The following is a 14887-nucleotide window of genomic DNA, read 5'->3' as shown; positions in this document are numbered from 1 at the left end:
GGCAACGTCGGGATATTGATGGTGTTGACGCGCCTGCGGCACCTGATGCGCGACGCGATCAGCGCGAACGTGAACGGGCTGGCCTCGTTCTTCGGACGGGTCGGTCTGCAGGACGCCGGGTTCTGGCTGAAAAAGGCGTACGCCGTCGCGCTGCACTACTGGCAGCTGTTCCTGCTGGGCGGCGTCACCCTCGGGGTCATCTTCATCTCGCTAATCGGGTGGTGGGCGCTGTCCCGACTCCTGGAGCGGATGCGCGGCATCCCGGACGTGCACAAGCTCGACGCCCCCGTCGGTGACGGTGGCGACGCCGCCGTCGGCCCGGTGCCGGTGCGGTTGGACCACGTGCGCTTCCGCTATCCCGGTGCCGGCCAGGACGCGTTGCGCGAGATCAGCCTCGACATCGACCAGGGGGAGCACATCGCGATCACCGGCGCCAACGGTTCCGGCAAGACCACCCTGATGTTGATTCTGGCCGGCCGGGAGCCTACGTCGGGCACCGTGCATCGGCCCGGAGCGGTGGGGCTGGGCAAGCTGGGCGGCACGGCCGTCGTGCTGCAGCATCCCGAAAGCCAGGTGCTCGGCACTCGAGTCGCCGACGACGTGGTGTGGGGTCTGCCGCCGGGCACCAAGACCGACGTCGACACATTGCTGCGCGAGGTGGGACTGGAAGATCTGGCCGAACGCGACACCGGCAGCCTGTCCGGTGGCGAATTGCAGCGGCTGGCGCTGGCCGCCGCACTGGCCCGTGAGCCCGCGATGCTGATCGCCGACGAAGTCACGACCATGGTGGATCAGCAGGGCCGCGAGGGCTTGCTGAATGTGCTGTCGGGCCTCACCAAGCGACACCGGACCGCACTGGTGCACATCACGCACTACAACAACGAAGCCGAATCTGCCGACCGGACCATCAAACTCAGCGATTCCCCGGACAACTCCGGCATGGTCCAGCCCACCGGGGACGCGCAGCTGCCGACGGTGGGAGTGGGCGGCACCCGCAGTGGCTCGACGCTCGAACTCGTCGGTGTCGGCCATGAATACGGCATCGGTACCCCCTGGGCCAAGACAGCGCTGCGCGACATCAACTTCGTCGTGGAACAGGGCGATGGGGTGCTGATCCATGGCGGCAACGGTTCGGGTAAGTCGACGTTGGCCTGGATCATGGCCGGTCTGACGTCGCCGACGAGTGGGGCGTGCCTGCTCGATGGTCGTCCCACCGACGAGCAGGTTGGCGCCGTCGCGTTGTCGTTCCAGGCGGCCCGACTGCAGCTGATGCGCAGCCGCGTCGACCTGGAAGTCGCCTCAGCGGCCGGCTTTTCGCACAAAGATCAGGGCCGGGTCATCGCGGCGCTCGGTGTCGTCGGACTCGACCCGGCGTTGGCGACCCGCAGCATTGACAAGCTCAGCGGCGGCCAGATGCGTCGGGTGGTCCTGGCCGGTCTGCTTGCGTGTAAGCCGAAGGCGCTGATTCTTGACGAGCCGCTGGCCGGGCTGGACGCCGAAAGCCAGAGCGGGTTGCTGCGGCTGCTCGAAGATCTGCGCCGCGAGCGGGGTCTGACGGTCGTCGTCATTTCGCACGACCTCGTCGGGATGGAAAGCCTGTGCCCGCGCACCCTGCATCTGCGTGAGGGGGCGCTGGAGTCGGCCTCCACCTCCGGGGTGCGACCGGGGGGTGCGTCGTGACGACGACATCGCACCCCGGGCAGGGCGAGAACCGCAGGCCGGGCCGTCCGGTGGTGCTGCTGGTGCCGATCCCGGGCTCCTCGCCCATCCATGACCTGTGGGCCGGCACCAAACTCCTTGTGGTGTTCGGCATTTCGGTGCTCCTGGCGTTCTACCCGGGGTGGGTGACGATCGGGTGCGCCGCCGCTCTGGTGCTGGCGGCGATCTGGACCGCGCACATTCCGCGCGGCGCACTACCGTCGATACCCCGGTGGTTGTGGATTCTCGTGTCTATCGGTGCTTTCACCGCGGCGCTGGCCGGCGGTGATCCGTTGGTCTCGGTGGCCGGCCTCGAGGTGGGCCTAGGCGGCATCCTGAATTTCCTACGGATCACCGCGCTGACACTGGTGCTGCTGGCCCTGGGCGGTCTGGTGTCATACACCACCAACGTTGCCGAAATCGGCCCTGCCGTAGCCACTTTGGGCCGGCCGCTGCGGCTGCTGCGGCTGCCGATCGACGAGTGGGCGGTGGCGCTCGCGCTGGCGCTGCGCGCCTTCCCGATGCTGATCGACGAATTCCAGGTGCTGTACGCGGCGCGTCGGCTCCGGCCGAAACCGGTGCCGCGCAGCCGCAAAGAGAGGCGCCAGCAGCGCCGTCTGGAGGTCATCGACCTGCTCGCGGCCACCATCACCGTGACGCTGCGCCGCGCTGACGAGATGGGTGATGCGATCACCGCGCGCGGTGGGACCGGTCAGTTGTCGGCCCACCCGCGCCGGCCGAAGCTCTCTGACTGGTTCGCGATGACCATCTCCGTGTTGGTCTGCGGTGCGGGTGTGGCGGTTCAGACGATGCTGGCTGCGCACTGAGGGTTTGACGGCCTGAGTCAAGGCCGCATCCGGTCGATCAGGTTCGAGAGCACCACGATGCTTTCGCTGCGTTCGATGTCGGCACTGGATCGGATGCGTTCCAGGGCAGCCTCCAGGTGCCGCATGTCCCGGGCAAGCACATGCAGGATCGCATCCGAGGTGCCGGTCACCGTGGCGGCGCTGACCACCTCGGGGATATCCACCCACGCCTCCCGCAGTTTCTCCGGCGCGATGCGGCCATGGCAGAACACCTGGACGTACGCCTCGGTGTTCCAGCCCAGCGCGTTGTGGTCGACGACGGTGGTGAACCCTCGAATCACACCACTGTCGAGCATCCGGTCCACCCGACGCTTCACCGCCGGAGCGGACAGATTCACCTTCTGGCCGATCTCGGCGAACGTGGCGCGTGCATGTTCGGCGAGTTCGACCAGGATCCGCTCGTCGGTGTCGTCCAAGCGGTCCATCGGACCTCCGTCATCACGTGACGCAACAAATCACTGCTGATACGAGCGTAGCGCAATATTTCAATGGTAATTGCGCAATGTACTTCGTTTGCTTGCGTACAGAGGGCCAAATAGCGTTGATATTTATGACGGACAACTATGTTGACGCTCGATTCGTGCCCGGATCCCGGTCGGCCGGCCCGCGTGAACGGCGTCCGACCGCGCGGCACTATGCGATGACACCACCGACCTTTTTCGCCGTCGAATACGCCATCAACCCCTGGATGGACACGGGCGCCGCGGTCGACGCCCGCCTCGCGACAGCGCAGTGGGACCGACTGCGCGAAACTTACGTTCGGTTGGGCCACCGGGTGGATCTGGTGGAGCCGGTGGCGGGCCTGCCCGACATGGTGTACGCCGCCAACGGCGGATTCGTTGCTCACGGCGTGGCGATCGTGGCGCGATTTCGGTTCGCCGAGCGAGCCGGGGAGTCCCGGGCGTACGCCGATTGGATGTCTTCAAACGGTTACCGGCCGGTGTCCACCCGCCACGTCAACGAAGGCCAGGGCGACCTGATGCTCATCGGTGACATGGTGCTGGCGGGCTACGGTTTCCGCACCGACCCACGCGCGCACGCCGAGATCGCGGCGGCACTGCGGATGCCGGTGGTATCTCTCGAACTGGTGGATCCGCGGTTCTATCACCTGGATACCGCGCTGGCCGTCCTCGACGAGAACACCATCGCCTACTATCCACCGGCATTCAGCGAATCGGCCCAGAATCAGTTGCGGGCCTTGTTTGCCGACGCGATCGTCGTCGGCACCCCGGATGCGTTCCTGTTCGGGCTCAACGTCGTCTCCGATGGTCTTCACGTCGTATTACCTTCCGCAGCAACGGGTTTCGCGAATCAGTTGCGCGCGGCCGGTTTCGAGCCGATCGGTGTCGACCTGTCCGAACTACTCAAGGGCGGTGGTTCGGTGAAGTGCTGCACATTGGAGGTGCACCCATGACGATTCTGGCCGAACTGACCGATACCGCTATCGCCCTGGTCGAAAAGCATGCGGCGCACAATTATTCGCCGCTTCCGGTGGTGGCGGCCAGCGCGGAGGGTGCCTGGATCACCGATGTGGACGGACGCCGCTACCTGGACTGCCTGGCCGCTTATTCGGCAGTCAACTTCGGTCACCGCCATCCCGAGATCATCGCGACGGCCCACGCTCAGCTCGACACCGTCACGCTGGTGAGCCGCGCCTTCCACTCCGACCGACTGGGACCCTTCTGCGCGGCGCTCGCCGAATTGTGCGGAAAGGACATGGTGTTGCCGATGAACTCGGGTGCCGAGGCCGTCGAGAGCGGGTTGAAGGTCGCCCGCAAGTGGGGCGCTGAGGTCAAGGGCGTCCCTGCCGGCAAGGCGAACATCATCGTGGCCGACAACAACTTCCACGGCCGTACGATCAGCATCGTCAGCTTCTCGTCCGATCCGGTGGCCCGCGGGGGATTCGGACCGTTCACGCCCGGGTTCCGTTCGGTGCCGTTCGGTGACGCCGCCGCGCTGGCCCGGGCGATCGATGAGCACACCGTCGCGGTGCTGCTGGAGCCGATCCAGGGCGAGGCGGGCATCATCGTGCCGCCGGACGACTACCTGCCCGCGGTGCGTGCGCTGTGCAGCGAACACCACGTGCTGATGATCGCCGACGAAATCCAGTCGGGTCTGGCGCGGACGGGTTACACGTTCGCCTGCGACCGGTGGGGAGTGGTGCCCGACGTCTACCTGCTCGGCAAGGCGCTGGGCGGAGGCGTGGTTGCGTTATCGGCGGTGGTCGCCGACCGGGACGTGCTCGGCGTGCTGAACCCGGGGGAACACGGATCGACATTCGGCGGCAACCCGCTGGCGGCCGCGATCGGCACCACCGTGGTGGACATGCTGACCCGCGGACAGTTCCAGGTCCGCTCGGCGGAATTGGGCGCGCACCTGCACCAGGGTCTGCGTGCGCTGATCGGCCACGGGGTCACGGCTGTGCGCGGTTTCGGCTTGTGGGCCGGTGTCGATATCGACCCGGAGCTGGCGCTCGGGCCACAGAAAGGCAAGCAGATCAGCATGCGGCTGGCTGACCGTGGCGTGCTCGTCAAGGACACTCACGATTGGACCCTGCGGTTCGCCCCGCCACTGGTGGTCACCCGTGCGGAGATCGACTGGGTCGTGGCGCAGTTCGCCGCGGTGCTGCGGGAGGCCCATACTTAGCTGACACAGCGATGGGAGCGCAGTTGCCGACCAGCTCGATCAGCCTCAAGGAGCAAATGCTGCGCCGCCGCCCGGTAGGTGGTGCACCCGTCGCGCCGGGCGCCGCGTCCGGTCTCAAGCGCAGTTTCGGTACCTTCCAGCTGACCCTGTTCGGGGTCGGTTCGACCGTCGGCACCGGAATCTTCTTCGTGCTGTCCCAGGCCGTTCCCGAGGCCGGGCCCGGCGTGCTCGTCTCGTTTCTGCTCGCCGGCGTCGCTGCCGGGCTGGCCGCCATCTGCTACGCCGAATTGGCCTCGGCTGTGCCCGTTTCGGGTTCGTCGTACTCGTACGCCTACACCACCCTGGGCGAGGCGGTGGCCATGGTGGTGGCCGCCTGCCTGCTCCTGGAATACGGGGTGGCCACCGCCGCGGTCGCCGTCGGGTGGAGTGGCTATCTCAACAAGCTGTTGCACAACCTGCTGGGCGCCGAACTGCCGCACGCTCTGTCGGCGGCACCGTGGGACAAGACGCCCGACGGCGTTTCCCACGGGTGGGTGAATCTGCCGGCGGTCATCCTGATCGTGCTGTGCGCGCTGCTGCTGATCCGCGGCGCGAGCGAATCGGCGAAGGTCAACACCATCATGGTGCTGATCAAGCTGGGTGTGCTGGGCCTGTTCGTCGTCATCGCGTTCACCGCCTTCGACGACGACCACCTCAAGGACTTCGCACCGTTCGGTGTCGCCGGCATCGGCACGGCGGCGGGCACGATCTTCTTCTCCTATATCGGCCTGGACGCCGTCTCGACCGCCGGTGACGAGGTCAAGGATCCGCAGAAAACCATGCCGCGTGCGTTGGTCTCGGCGTTGGTGGTAGTGACCGGCGTGTACCTGCTGGTCGCGTTGTCCGCGCTCGGCACTCAACCGTGGCGGGACTTCGCGGCGCAGGAAAACGCCGGGTTGGCCACCATCCTGGACAACGTCACGCACAGCCGGTGGGCCGGCACGGTACTGGCGGCGGGGGCGGTGATCTCGATCTTCACCGTCACCCTGGTCACCATGTACGGCCAGACGCGCATCCTGTTCGCGATGGGCCGCGACGGCCTGCTGCCCACCCGGTTCGCCAAGGTGAATCCCACCACCATGACTCCGGTCAACAACACCGTGATCGTCGCGGTTGCCGCCGGGCTGTTGGCCGCGTTCGTACCGCTGGACAAGCTGGCTGACATGGTGTCCATCGGTACGCTGACGGCGTTCATCGTGGTGTCGGTCGGGGTGATCATCCTGCGGGTGCGCGAACCCGGGCTGCCCCGCGCTTTCCGGGTGCCGGGATACCCCGTCACGCCCGTGCTTTCGGTGTTGGCCTGCGGGTACATCCTGGCCAGCCTGCACTGGTACACCTGGCTGGCCTTCAGCGGCTGGATCACGGTGGCGCTCATCTACTACTTCGTGTGGGGTCGGCATCACAGCGCCTTGAACGGGAATCCGCCGTGACCGTCGTCGTCGGGTACCGCGCCGACAAAGTCGGGCTCTCGGGGTTGTACCTGGCCGTTGGCATAGCCCGGACACTGCAAACCTCACTGACGGTGGCGACCGTGGTGCCCAAGGGCTGGCCCACACCGTCACTGGCGCGCGTCGACGCCGAATACCAGCACTGGGCTCTACATTTGGCGGAGAACTCGGCCAACGAAGCTCGCAACTACCTCACACCGCAGGCCGAGGGCATCGAGGTCAACTACTGCCACCGCGCGCACCGTTCGGTGCCCGGCGGTCTGGCCGAAGTCGTCGACGAAGTCGGAGCCGAGGTACTGGTGCTCGGATCGCTGCCCAGCAGCGGGCGCATGCACATGGTGGTCGGCACCACCGCCGACTCCCTGTTGCACTCGTCTCCGGTGCCGGTAGCCATCAGCTCTCCCGGATATCACTCGCGCACAGGCAAATTGGCCCGACTCACCTGCGCGTACTCAGGTGTCCCGGAGTCGGTCGACGTGGTGCGCCGCTGCGCCGAATACGCCGAGCGGATGCAGGTCCCGCTGCGGGTAATGACCTTCGCCGTCCGCGGTCGCACGATGTATCCGCCGGACGTCGGGCTGGACGCCGAGGACTCGATTCTCGAGGCATGGGCCATGCAGGCGCGAGACACCCTGGAAATCCTGAAGATTGACGGTGTCATCGGCCGTGACGTGGTGCTGCGGGTGATCACCGGTCATAGCTGGCTGGAGGCGCTGCACCGGGCGGATTGGGTCGACGGCGAGATTCTCGCGCTGGGCACCTCGCCGGGCGGGGAATTCCGCCGTGTGTTTCTCGGGGTGCGCGCCGGCCAGATCATCCGCCACAGCCCGGTGCCGGTGCTGGTGTTGCCGGGCTGAAGCCCGGCGGACTCTATCCCGTCTTCGCCGCGGCGAGCGATAGCCCGCGTCGGGTGCGCGCGTAAGCGTCTCGTTCGCGCGTCGAGCGTCACTCCCTCGCGGCCCCAGCCCGAGCTTTCTCCCATCTGAGATCGATCTCACGCTGAACAGATTCGGAAATTGGTGCATGTGTTGCACAAATCGGCTGATATGTTCATTCCAGTCCACCGTCGCTGTCATGAAGCGATGAACAGTTCGAGGAGGTTCGCAGTGGCGACCATTGCAGAGACAAGCCCCGGCGCCGGCGTCGCGCGCTGGCGGGATCGAAAGCGCTACTTGTGGCCGCTGGGCCTGATTCTCCCGACATCCCTGCTGGCAGCCGTGGCTGTGGCGTGGCTGTTCGGCAAGCTCGGATGGACCGCTGCCACGCCGGTGCTGTGGTGGGTCGGGCCGATCCTGCTCTACGTGCTGTTGCCGATCCTGGACACCTTCTTCGGCGCCGACGACCAGAACCCACCGGACGAGGTGATCGAGTACCTGGAGAACGACAAGTACTACCGCTACTGCACCTACGCGTTCATCCCGTTCCAGATGGCCAGTCTGGTCGTGGCGTGCTACCTCTGGTCGGCCGATGACCTGAGCTGGCTGGGGATCGGCGGCGGCTTGAATCTGATCTCCAAGATCGGCGTGATGGCGACGATGGGCGTCATCGGCGGGGTGGGCATCAACACCGCCCACGAAATGGGACACAAGCGCGAAAATCTGGAGCGCTGGCTAGCCAAAGTCACTCTGGCGCAGACCCTTTACGGTCACTTCTACATCGAGCATAATCGCGGTCACCACGTCCGGGTCTCCACCCCGGAGGATCCGGCCAGCGCACGTTTCGGCGAAAGCTTCTGGATGTTCCTGCCGCGCAGTGTTTTCGGGTCGGCCAAGTCGGCCTGGGAACTGGAGAAGGCCAGGATGGGTCGGCTTGGCAAGTCCCCATGGAACATTCAGAACGATGTACTCAATGCCTGGATCATGTCGATCGTCCTGTTCGCTACGCTGACCGCCGCCTTCGGCTGGCAGGTGCTGCCCTTCCTGATCATTCAGGCCGCCTATGGAGCGTCCCTGCTGGAGTCGGTGAACTTTCTCGAGCACTACGGTCTGCTGCGGCAGAAGACCCCGTCCGGACGTTACGAGCGCTGCGCGCCCGTGCACAGCTGGAACTCCGACCACATCGTCACCAACGTCTTCCTGTACCACCTGCAGCGGCACAGTGACCACCACGCCAATCCCGTTCGGCGCTACCAAACGCTGCGCAGCATGGACGGCGCTCCGAACCTGCCCAGCGGATACGCCACGCTCGTCGGGCTGACCTACTTTCCGCCGCTCTGGCGCAAGCTGATGGATCACCGGGTCATCGAGCACTATGACGGTGACATCACCAGGGTCAACATCGACCCCCGCAAGCGCGAGAAGATCCTCGCTCGATACGGAGCCCGGTGATGTCCGCCTTTCAGTGTCCGAACTGTGACTACGTCTACGACGAAGCGATCGGAGCGCCCCGAGAGGGCTATCCGGCCGGAACCAGCTGGGACGACGTGGAAGACGGCTGGCCTTGTCCGGACTGCGGCGTCCGCGAGAAGTTCGACTTCAACCCGAAACGCCCGCGTTCCAGGACAGGAGCCCTGCGAGATGCCGAATAGTCTCGGCTGGATGGTCGAGTCGACTTCCCCGCGAAACCGCAGTCCGTATCAGAACAACGCCTTTGCCTTGATGCGCGAGGGAGTCCTGGACGCAATGCAGCGCCTGCTGGTCGAACGCAAGTGGTCGACGATCACCATGGCTGATGTCGCCAAGGAAGCCGGGATCAGCCGGGGCACCCTCTACAACGAGTTCGGGACGCGTCGCGGACTGGCACGCAGTTATGCCCTGCGGCTCACCGACAGCATCATTACCGGCATGGACACCGCGGTCGAAAACCACACCGGCGAGGGCTACATCACTCTGCGATCGGCATTCAGTGAATTCTTCTCGCGCGCCGACAGCGATCCGCTGGTGCATGCGCTGCGAACCGAAGATGCGCCCAACGATCTGCTCCGGATGATTACGGTCGAGAGTCAGTTCATCGTCGACTATGCCGCTGAACACCTTGCCGCGATTTTCGAGCGAAGCTGGGTCAGGGCCAATGCCATCGACGCCAACGTGCTCGGCCAAACCATCGCACGCGCCGCGCTGAGTTTTCTCGCGCTTCCACCGATCGGTGCCGACGACGCCGCGAAAACCATTGCCCACGTGCTGGCGCCGTTCTTGCTCGCAGTCGGTCGGGACCGGTCCTAGCCGGCTGCGCCACTCGCGGAGCGCTATATCACGGCGGAGAAGCGCTCGGCGTGGATCTGGTCGCCGGGTATGCCGACGGCGGTGAGCGCGGCGTAGGCGGCATCGACCATTGGCGGCGGTCCGCACACGTACACGTCGGGCCACTCATCGAGCAGTGCCGCCTCCGCCGCCGCGAGCTCCACCGGGTTGCCCGTGGCGCCGCTCCATGCGGGGTCGGCCTGCCACACCAGCGTGTCGACACGGAGGTCCGGAAGAGTCGCGGCGAGTGTTCGCAGTTCGTCCTGTCCGAACACCTCCGTGTGCCGGGTGACCCCGAAGAACAGCCGCGCGGGTTGGGTGTCGCCCCACTCGGCCATCCGGCGCAGCATCGACAACAGCGGTGACAGCCCGGTACCGCCGGCGATGAACCAGCGTGGCCGAAACCCGTTCTCTACCAGCGCGAAGTCCCCCTTAGCGCTGGAGACTCTCAGCTCGTCGCCGACAGCCGCGCTGCCGATCAGGTATTCCGACATCGCTCCACCCGGCAGCAGCCGGATGTAGAACTCAAGGGCGCCATCCCAATTGGCGACATTCGCCGGCGAGTAGGCCCGCCGGACCTCGCTGCCTGGCACCGTGATGCGGACGAACTGGCCGGATTCGAAGTCCGCGGAGCATGATCCGTCGTCGGACAGCAGCGAGAGCCGCAGCCGCATCACCGTGTCGGCCACCCGGTCCAGTCCGACGATGCGGGCCGGGTGCAGACTGGGCGGGGCGGTGACGACCTGGCCGCGACCGTACGGCAGGCTGATTCGGCAATCAGCACGGGGAAAACTGCGGCACAGCAGGATTCCGCCTTCTTCTTCGGGCGTCTCGATGACATCGGGATCATGCTCGCCCATCTCCACCTGCCCGTCGGAGAGTACCGCCGAACAAGCCCCGCAACCACCGGCCTGACACGCCGACTTCAGCACCAGTTCGGCTCCCTCGGCCGCTTCGAGAAGTGTTGTCTGCGAATCGCATCGGATGTTCGACTGCTCTCCCTCGTTAGTGACCAGGACGACGTCGTAGCACCGCAGCTCGATGTCGGGTGGCGTGTCGGCGATCTCGGTCATCAGGCCCCCGCCATGGCATCGACCAGGTCTTGTGCGGGGTCGCCGATAGGCATGAGCGCAAACTTGTCGACCAGAATGTCGACCACCGCAGGGGTGAGGAACGCCGGCAGGGTGGGGCCGAGCCGGATGTTGCGGATTCCCAGCGACAACAGTGTCAGCAGCACCGCCGCGGCCTTCTGCTCGAACCACGACACAAACAGGCTGAGTGGGAGATCGTTCACCCCGCAACCGAAGGCATCGGCCAGCGCCAGGGCGATCTGCACCGCCGAGTAGCTGTCGTTGCACTGCCCGATGTCGAGCAGCCGCGGGATGCCACCAATCTCGCCGAACTCGTGGTTGTTGAAGCGGTACTTGTTGCAGCCCAACGTCATCAGCACAGTGTCAGCGGGTGCGTGGTCGGCGACCTCGGTGTAGTAGTTGCGACCCGGGGCGGCACCGTCGCACCCGCCGATGAGCAGGAATCGTTTGATTGCGCCGTCTTTGACCGCTTGGATGACGGTGTCCGCGACTGAAAGCACCGCGTCGCGACCGAATCCGGTGGTGACGGTTTCGGCCGGCATTTCCGCGGTGAAGCCCGGCAACGCCTGCGCCGCCCTGATCACCAGCGAGAGGTCGGCGGTGTCGAGGTGGCGGATGCCCGGCCAGCCGACCGGGCCGGTGGTGTAGATCCGGTTGCGATAGGCCGGGCGCGGCTCGATCAGGCAGTTGGAGGTCATCACAATGGGGCCGGGGAAAGCGGTGAAGTCGCGTTGCTGGTCCTGCCAGGCGCCGCCGTAGTTGCCCACGAGATGGCCGTGCTTGTGCAGCTCAGGATAGCCGTGGGCGGGCAGCAGTTCGCCGTGGGTGTAGACGTTGATGCCGGTACCCGCGGTGGCTTCCAGGATGCGGGCCAGGTCGTGCAGGTCATGGCCGGACACCAGGATGGCCTTGCCCACGATGGGGGTGACCCGCACCGGGGTGGGCACCGGGCTGCCGAAGCTGCCGGTGTTGGCCGCGTCGAGCATCGCCATCACCGCGAAGTTGAGCGAACCCAGTTCCAGGGCGTGCGCCAGCAGCGCGTCGGAGTCCGACGGTGCACCGGCCAGAAATGCCAGGCTGGATTCGATGCCGGCGTCCGTCTCGTCGGAGCGGTAGCCGAGTGCATGCGCGTGGTGAGCGTAAGCGCAGACACCCTTCAGGCCGTACAGGTTGAGGTTGCGCAGGCCCACGACGTCGGCGCCCAGGACATCCAGTCCCGCACTGACGCCGACCTCGAGGGCCTGGGCGGCCACTTCGGAAATGGTTGTGGCAGGCGTGAATTGCGCCGCTCCTAGTAGGTCCTCGGGCTCTACACCGGCGGCGCGGGCGGCGTTCTGGTAGGCCAGCTTGGCCTTGTCCCGCATGCCGACGGCGTCGGCGATCAACGACATGAAGCGGGTGGCGTTGAAGTTGACGTTGGTCAGTGTGGTGAACAGGTCGAAGCTTGCGTGTGCGGCGAACTGGGGGTCGGGAGCGCCGAGTTCGCGCGCCTTCCGCGCGTACTGGCCGATGCCCAGGTTCACCTGGACCAGCACGTCCTGCAACGCCGCCGTGGTGGCGTCCTTGCCGCAATTGCCCCTCGCGGCGGCGCAGCCGAAAGTCAGCAGGTTGGGGCGATCGGGGGATGCGGTGCGGTCGGTCTGTTCGCACTGGTAGCAGAACATCGGGTCTCCTGTGCTGTGAGCGGCTGATGTGCTCACGCTAGGGAGAGGTGGCGGGGCGGGCTTTGACCTAGATCAAGCGGGCGCTGTGTCAGCGGTCACAGGATCGACTGGCTACGCGCATGCGCGTCCAGCGCGCTGACGTCGGGGATTTCCACGACCGGGCCGTTCACGCGGATCAGTCCTTCGGCAGTGAGGGTCCGCATCGCCCGCGAGAACGTCTCCGGTGTCATACCGAGTCTGGAGGCCAGGACCTGCTTGAGGGCCGGTAGTTGGACACTGGCCGAGCCGGTATCGGGGGAAGCGGACGATTCCGTCCCGCCGGCCAGGTCCCAGGAACGGGCACCGGCGGCGCCCAGCATGTAGGCGATGATCCGCTGCGTGGCCGACTGCAGCGAGAGCATGGCGATGTCCTGGATTTTCGACTGCAGCCGGCGCGCCATCGAGGACAGCATCACCCGGGCCATGGCCGGGTCGCTGTCGAGGAGGCGGTCGACGGCCGTCGCCGGGACGAACACCAGGTCGGTGTCGGCCAGCGCCGTGGCGTCCACGGGGTATGGCTCGTGCAGGAACATCACCGCGTGTCCGAAAGCGCTTCCCGGGCTGAGTATTTCGACTACCTTGACCACACCCTCGGAGTTGGACACCGAGAGCTGCATGCGGCCGTCGCGGACCATGTAGAACCCCGTCGACGGTGTTCCGCGGCGGAACAGCACCTGTCCGGCGGGCAGCGAGATCGGCCGGCTCTGGGCGGCCAGGAACTCCACCTGCTCGGAGTTCAGGCCGCCGAACATCGGGGCGGACGCGATCGCTTGGCGTAGGTCGGTGCTCATCACAGCCGACGCTATCGCCCACCGCGACCTAGCGCGAGGCTGCGGCGTTGGCGGCGTCTTGCGCCTGTTTGAGCAGTGCAGCGATATCGCCGCGACCCAGAAACATTTCGTCGAAATAGGGTTGCAGGGCCTCGTTACCGGCGGCGAAGCCGGCCCCGCCGGGGGCCGGGATGCGCGGTCCGCGCATGACCGAGAAGAACGGCCCGACGTCGACACCCCGGGCTTTCCAGTACGCGAAGTAGCCTGGCTGAGCCGACAGCACCGCCGGGATGGCGGCGCCTTCGCGGCCCAGGTAGGCGTTGCCCTCGCTGCTGCCCATCCAGGCCAGCACCTGGCGCACCGCGTCGGGGTGCTTCGAAGCGGAATTGCCCGCCGCGGCAATGCCGTTGGTCACGCTGACGCGGCCCTTCGGCCCGCTGGGTATCATCGCCACCCCCCAGCGGAAAGTGGCGTCGCGCGCCACCGCGGCCAGGCTGTAGGTCCCGGACTGAAACAGCGCCATCTTGCCGGCGAGGAACTGGTTGCGGGAGAAATCGCCGTTGTCGTTGGTGTCGGAGGCCGGCGGCGCGACGTGGTCGCTGTTGATCAGGCCGACGAGATAGCGGAAGGCTTGTAGCGCTTCGGGGTTGTCGAAGGCGAATTCGTTGCCGCGCTGAAACACTCCGCCCGCCGAACCGATGTAGTTCAGGTAGATGGCCTGCGGATCGTTGGCTGCGTTGTATCCCCACTGTCGCACCCGTCGCGGCTCGAAACCCGTTGTGCCGGCTGGGTGTCCGTCGACGTCGACGGTCAGCCGGGCCAGTAGCGGCCGCAAGGTGTCGTCGCTGCCGGGGCTCCAGCGCAGGGTGTCCAACACCGCGGGATCGACGCCGGCCGCCGCCAGCAGGTCGGCGTTGTAGAACAGCGCGATGCCGGCATCGGTGAGTTGCGGTACCGCCCAGAGGACGCCGTGGTGGGTGAACTGCTCGGTGACCGCCGGGTCCCAGCCCTGGTCGGCGCCCTCGATCTTGATCAGTCGGCCGCTGTCGGCGTACGCGTCGAGGTAGGCGTTGGACACCCAGAAGATGTCGTCCGCGCTGCCGCCGGCGACGTCGGTGCGCAGGGTGTCGAAGTAGTTCGAGAATGCCACCATGTTGGTGCGCACCTCGATGTTCGGGTGGGTGCGCGTGAATGCCTGGAAGGACTGCTGATAGACCCGCGCGATGGGTTCGGCCCACAGTCGCACGGTCACCACGATCTTGCCGTTGTCCCTGGCGCGGCCCATCAGAATCGCCGTCGTCAGCAGTAGCGCCGCGACCAGCGTGAGCGCGGCGGCGAAGAGCGTGGAGAAGCGCGGCCGCTTCATGAGAGCTCCTTGGTTCGCCGAGATTGCCGTGACGGTCGTGATTCCCGGCGAGGGGCAGCCGTGGCGGCAATCTCGACGCAG

Annotated in this window: 14 protein-coding genes and 1 pseudogene; 10 read left to right on the top strand and 5 right to left on the bottom strand. The window is 66.3% G+C overall.

Features of this window, described 5'->3' with window-relative positions; genetic code table 11:
* Nucleotides 1–249: 249 nt before the first annotated feature.
* The 3 genes and pseudogenes from JX552_RS34210 to JX552_RS20250 form a co-directional block, all read left to right on the top strand.
* A pseudogene (locus tag JX552_RS34210) lies at nucleotides 250–946 on the top strand (ABC transporter ATP-binding protein); the annotation flags it as partial.
* Nucleotides 940–1680, top strand: a complete 741-nt coding sequence (locus JX552_RS34205) for an ABC transporter ATP-binding protein (protein ID WP_431195996.1) — start codon at nucleotides 940–942, stop codon at nucleotides 1678–1680. The pseudogene JX552_RS34210 and the gene JX552_RS34205, both read left to right, overlap by 7 nt.
* Complete coding sequence (locus JX552_RS20250) at nucleotides 1677–2525, top strand: CbiQ family ECF transporter T component (protein ID WP_205873702.1); 849 nt, start codon at nucleotides 1677–1679, stop codon at nucleotides 2523–2525. Before JX552_RS34205 ends, JX552_RS20250 begins: the two co-directional genes overlap by 4 nt.
* A gap of 17 nt (nucleotides 2526–2542) precedes the next feature.
* On the opposite strand, the gene JX552_RS20245 is transcribed toward JX552_RS20250, so the two are convergent.
* A complete protein-coding gene (locus JX552_RS20245) occupies nucleotides 2543–2989 on the bottom strand; it encodes an Rv2324 family transcriptional regulator (protein ID WP_065161961.1) in 447 nt (148 codons plus the stop codon).
* A gap of 125 nt (nucleotides 2990–3114) precedes the next feature.
* Between JX552_RS20245 and ddaH the strand changes: the two genes are divergently transcribed.
* The 7 genes from ddaH to JX552_RS20210 all read left to right on the top strand — a co-directional run bounded on the left by ddaH (nucleotide 3115) and on the right by JX552_RS20210 (nucleotide 9858).
* Nucleotides 3115–3978, top strand: a complete 864-nt coding sequence (gene ddaH, locus JX552_RS20240; RefSeq protein WP_205873701.1) for a dimethylargininase — start codon at nucleotides 3115–3117, stop codon at nucleotides 3976–3978.
* Nucleotides 3975–5210, top strand: coding sequence for an ornithine--oxo-acid transaminase (rocD, locus tag JX552_RS20235; RefSeq protein ID WP_205873700.1), 1236 nt, complete (start codon nucleotides 3975–3977; stop codon nucleotides 5208–5210). The genes ddaH and rocD overlap by 4 nt, the downstream gene beginning before the upstream one ends.
* 23 nt (nucleotides 5211–5233) lie before the next feature.
* The gene (locus JX552_RS20230) at nucleotides 5234–6679 is read left to right on the top strand and encodes an amino acid permease (protein ID WP_205878579.1); all 1446 of its coding nucleotides are present in this window, start codon (nucleotides 5234–5236) and stop codon (nucleotides 6677–6679) included.
* On the top strand, nucleotides 6676–7554 hold the full coding sequence (locus JX552_RS20225; RefSeq protein WP_205873699.1) for a universal stress protein: 879 nt from the start codon (nucleotides 6676–6678) through the stop codon (nucleotides 7552–7554). The genes JX552_RS20230 and JX552_RS20225 overlap by 4 nt, the downstream gene beginning before the upstream one ends.
* A 249-nt stretch (nucleotides 7555–7803) precedes the next feature.
* On the top strand, nucleotides 7804–9024 hold the full coding sequence (locus JX552_RS20220) for an alkane 1-monooxygenase (RefSeq protein WP_241010649.1): 1221 nt from the start codon (nucleotides 7804–7806) through the stop codon (nucleotides 9022–9024).
* Complete coding sequence (locus JX552_RS20215; protein WP_205873697.1) at nucleotides 9024–9224, top strand: rubredoxin; 201 nt, start codon at nucleotides 9024–9026, stop codon at nucleotides 9222–9224. The genes JX552_RS20220 and JX552_RS20215 overlap by 1 nt, the downstream gene beginning before the upstream one ends.
* Before the next feature lie 94 nt (nucleotides 9225–9318).
* Nucleotides 9319–9858 carry a TetR/AcrR family transcriptional regulator gene (locus JX552_RS20210; RefSeq protein ID WP_241010648.1) on the top strand — a complete coding sequence of 180 codons (540 nt, stop codon included), beginning with the start codon at nucleotides 9319–9321 and terminating at the stop codon, nucleotides 9856–9858.
* A gap of 23 nt (nucleotides 9859–9881) precedes the next feature.
* Here the strand turns inward: JX552_RS20210 and JX552_RS20205 are convergent, their stop codons facing one another.
* The 4 genes from JX552_RS20205 to JX552_RS20190 form a co-directional block, all read right to left on the bottom strand.
* Nucleotides 9882–10949 carry an FAD-binding oxidoreductase gene (locus tag JX552_RS20205; protein WP_205873695.1) on the bottom strand — a complete coding sequence of 356 codons (1068 nt, stop codon included), beginning with the start codon at nucleotides 10947–10949 and terminating at the stop codon, nucleotides 9882–9884.
* On the bottom strand, nucleotides 10949–12631 hold the full coding sequence (gene hcp / locus JX552_RS20200; RefSeq protein ID WP_205873694.1) for a hydroxylamine reductase: 1683 nt from the start codon (nucleotides 12629–12631) through the stop codon (nucleotides 10949–10951). The genes JX552_RS20205 and hcp overlap by 1 nt, the downstream gene beginning before the upstream one ends.
* A gap of 95 nt (nucleotides 12632–12726) precedes the next feature.
* Nucleotides 12727–13461, bottom strand: a complete 735-nt coding sequence (locus tag JX552_RS20195; protein ID WP_205873693.1) for a Crp/Fnr family transcriptional regulator — start codon at nucleotides 13459–13461, stop codon at nucleotides 12727–12729.
* Between the two features lie 28 nt (nucleotides 13462–13489).
* Nucleotides 13490–14806 (bottom strand): ABC transporter substrate-binding protein, encoded by a 1317-nt coding sequence (locus JX552_RS20190; protein ID WP_205873692.1) that lies wholly within the window; start codon nucleotides 14804–14806, stop codon nucleotides 13490–13492.
* Between the last annotated feature and the right edge of the window lie 81 nt (nucleotides 14807–14887).

It is taken from the genome of Mycobacterium gordonae, assembly GCF_017086405.1.
In the GTDB taxonomy this organism is placed as follows: domain Bacteria; phylum Actinomycetota; class Actinomycetes; order Mycobacteriales; family Mycobacteriaceae; genus Mycobacterium; species Mycobacterium gordonae_D.
The sequence above is the reverse complement of the archived record's forward strand: the minus strand, read 5'-3'. Positions and strand labels throughout refer to the sequence as shown.

What these genes read in the sequence shown, in the direction of transcription:
- JX552_RS20190 (WP_205873692.1), bottom strand. Translation starts at nt 14,806, where the DNA reads ATGAAGCGGCCGCGCTTCTCCACGCTCTTCGCCGCCGCGCTCACGCTG.
- JX552_RS20205 (WP_205873695.1), bottom strand. Translation starts at nt 10,949, where the DNA reads ATGACCGAGATCGCCGACACGCCACCCGACATCGAGCTGCGGTGCTAC.
- rocD (WP_205873700.1), top strand. Translation starts at nt 3,975, where the DNA reads ATGACGATTCTGGCCGAACTGACCGATACCGCTATCGCCCTGGTCGAA.
- JX552_RS20195 (WP_205873693.1), bottom strand. Translation starts at nt 13,461, where the DNA reads ATGAGCACCGACCTACGCCAAGCGATCGCGTCCGCCCCGATGTTCGGC.
- JX552_RS20215 (WP_205873697.1), top strand. Translation starts at nt 9,024, where the DNA reads ATGTCCGCCTTTCAGTGTCCGAACTGTGACTACGTCTACGACGAAGCG.
- hcp (WP_205873694.1), bottom strand. Translation starts at nt 12,631, where the DNA reads ATGTTCTGCTACCAGTGCGAACAGACCGACCGCACCGCATCCCCCGAT.
- JX552_RS34205 (WP_431195996.1), top strand. Translation starts at nt 940, where the DNA reads ATGGTCCAGCCCACCGGGGACGCGCAGCTGCCGACGGTGGGAGTGGGC.
- ddaH (WP_205873701.1), top strand. Translation starts at nt 3,115, where the DNA reads ATGACGGACAACTATGTTGACGCTCGATTCGTGCCCGGATCCCGGTCG.
- JX552_RS20210 (WP_241010648.1), top strand. Translation starts at nt 9,319, where the DNA reads ATGCAGCGCCTGCTGGTCGAACGCAAGTGGTCGACGATCACCATGGCT.
- JX552_RS20245 (WP_065161961.1), bottom strand. Translation starts at nt 2,989, where the DNA reads ATGGACCGCTTGGACGACACCGACGAGCGGATCCTGGTCGAACTCGCC.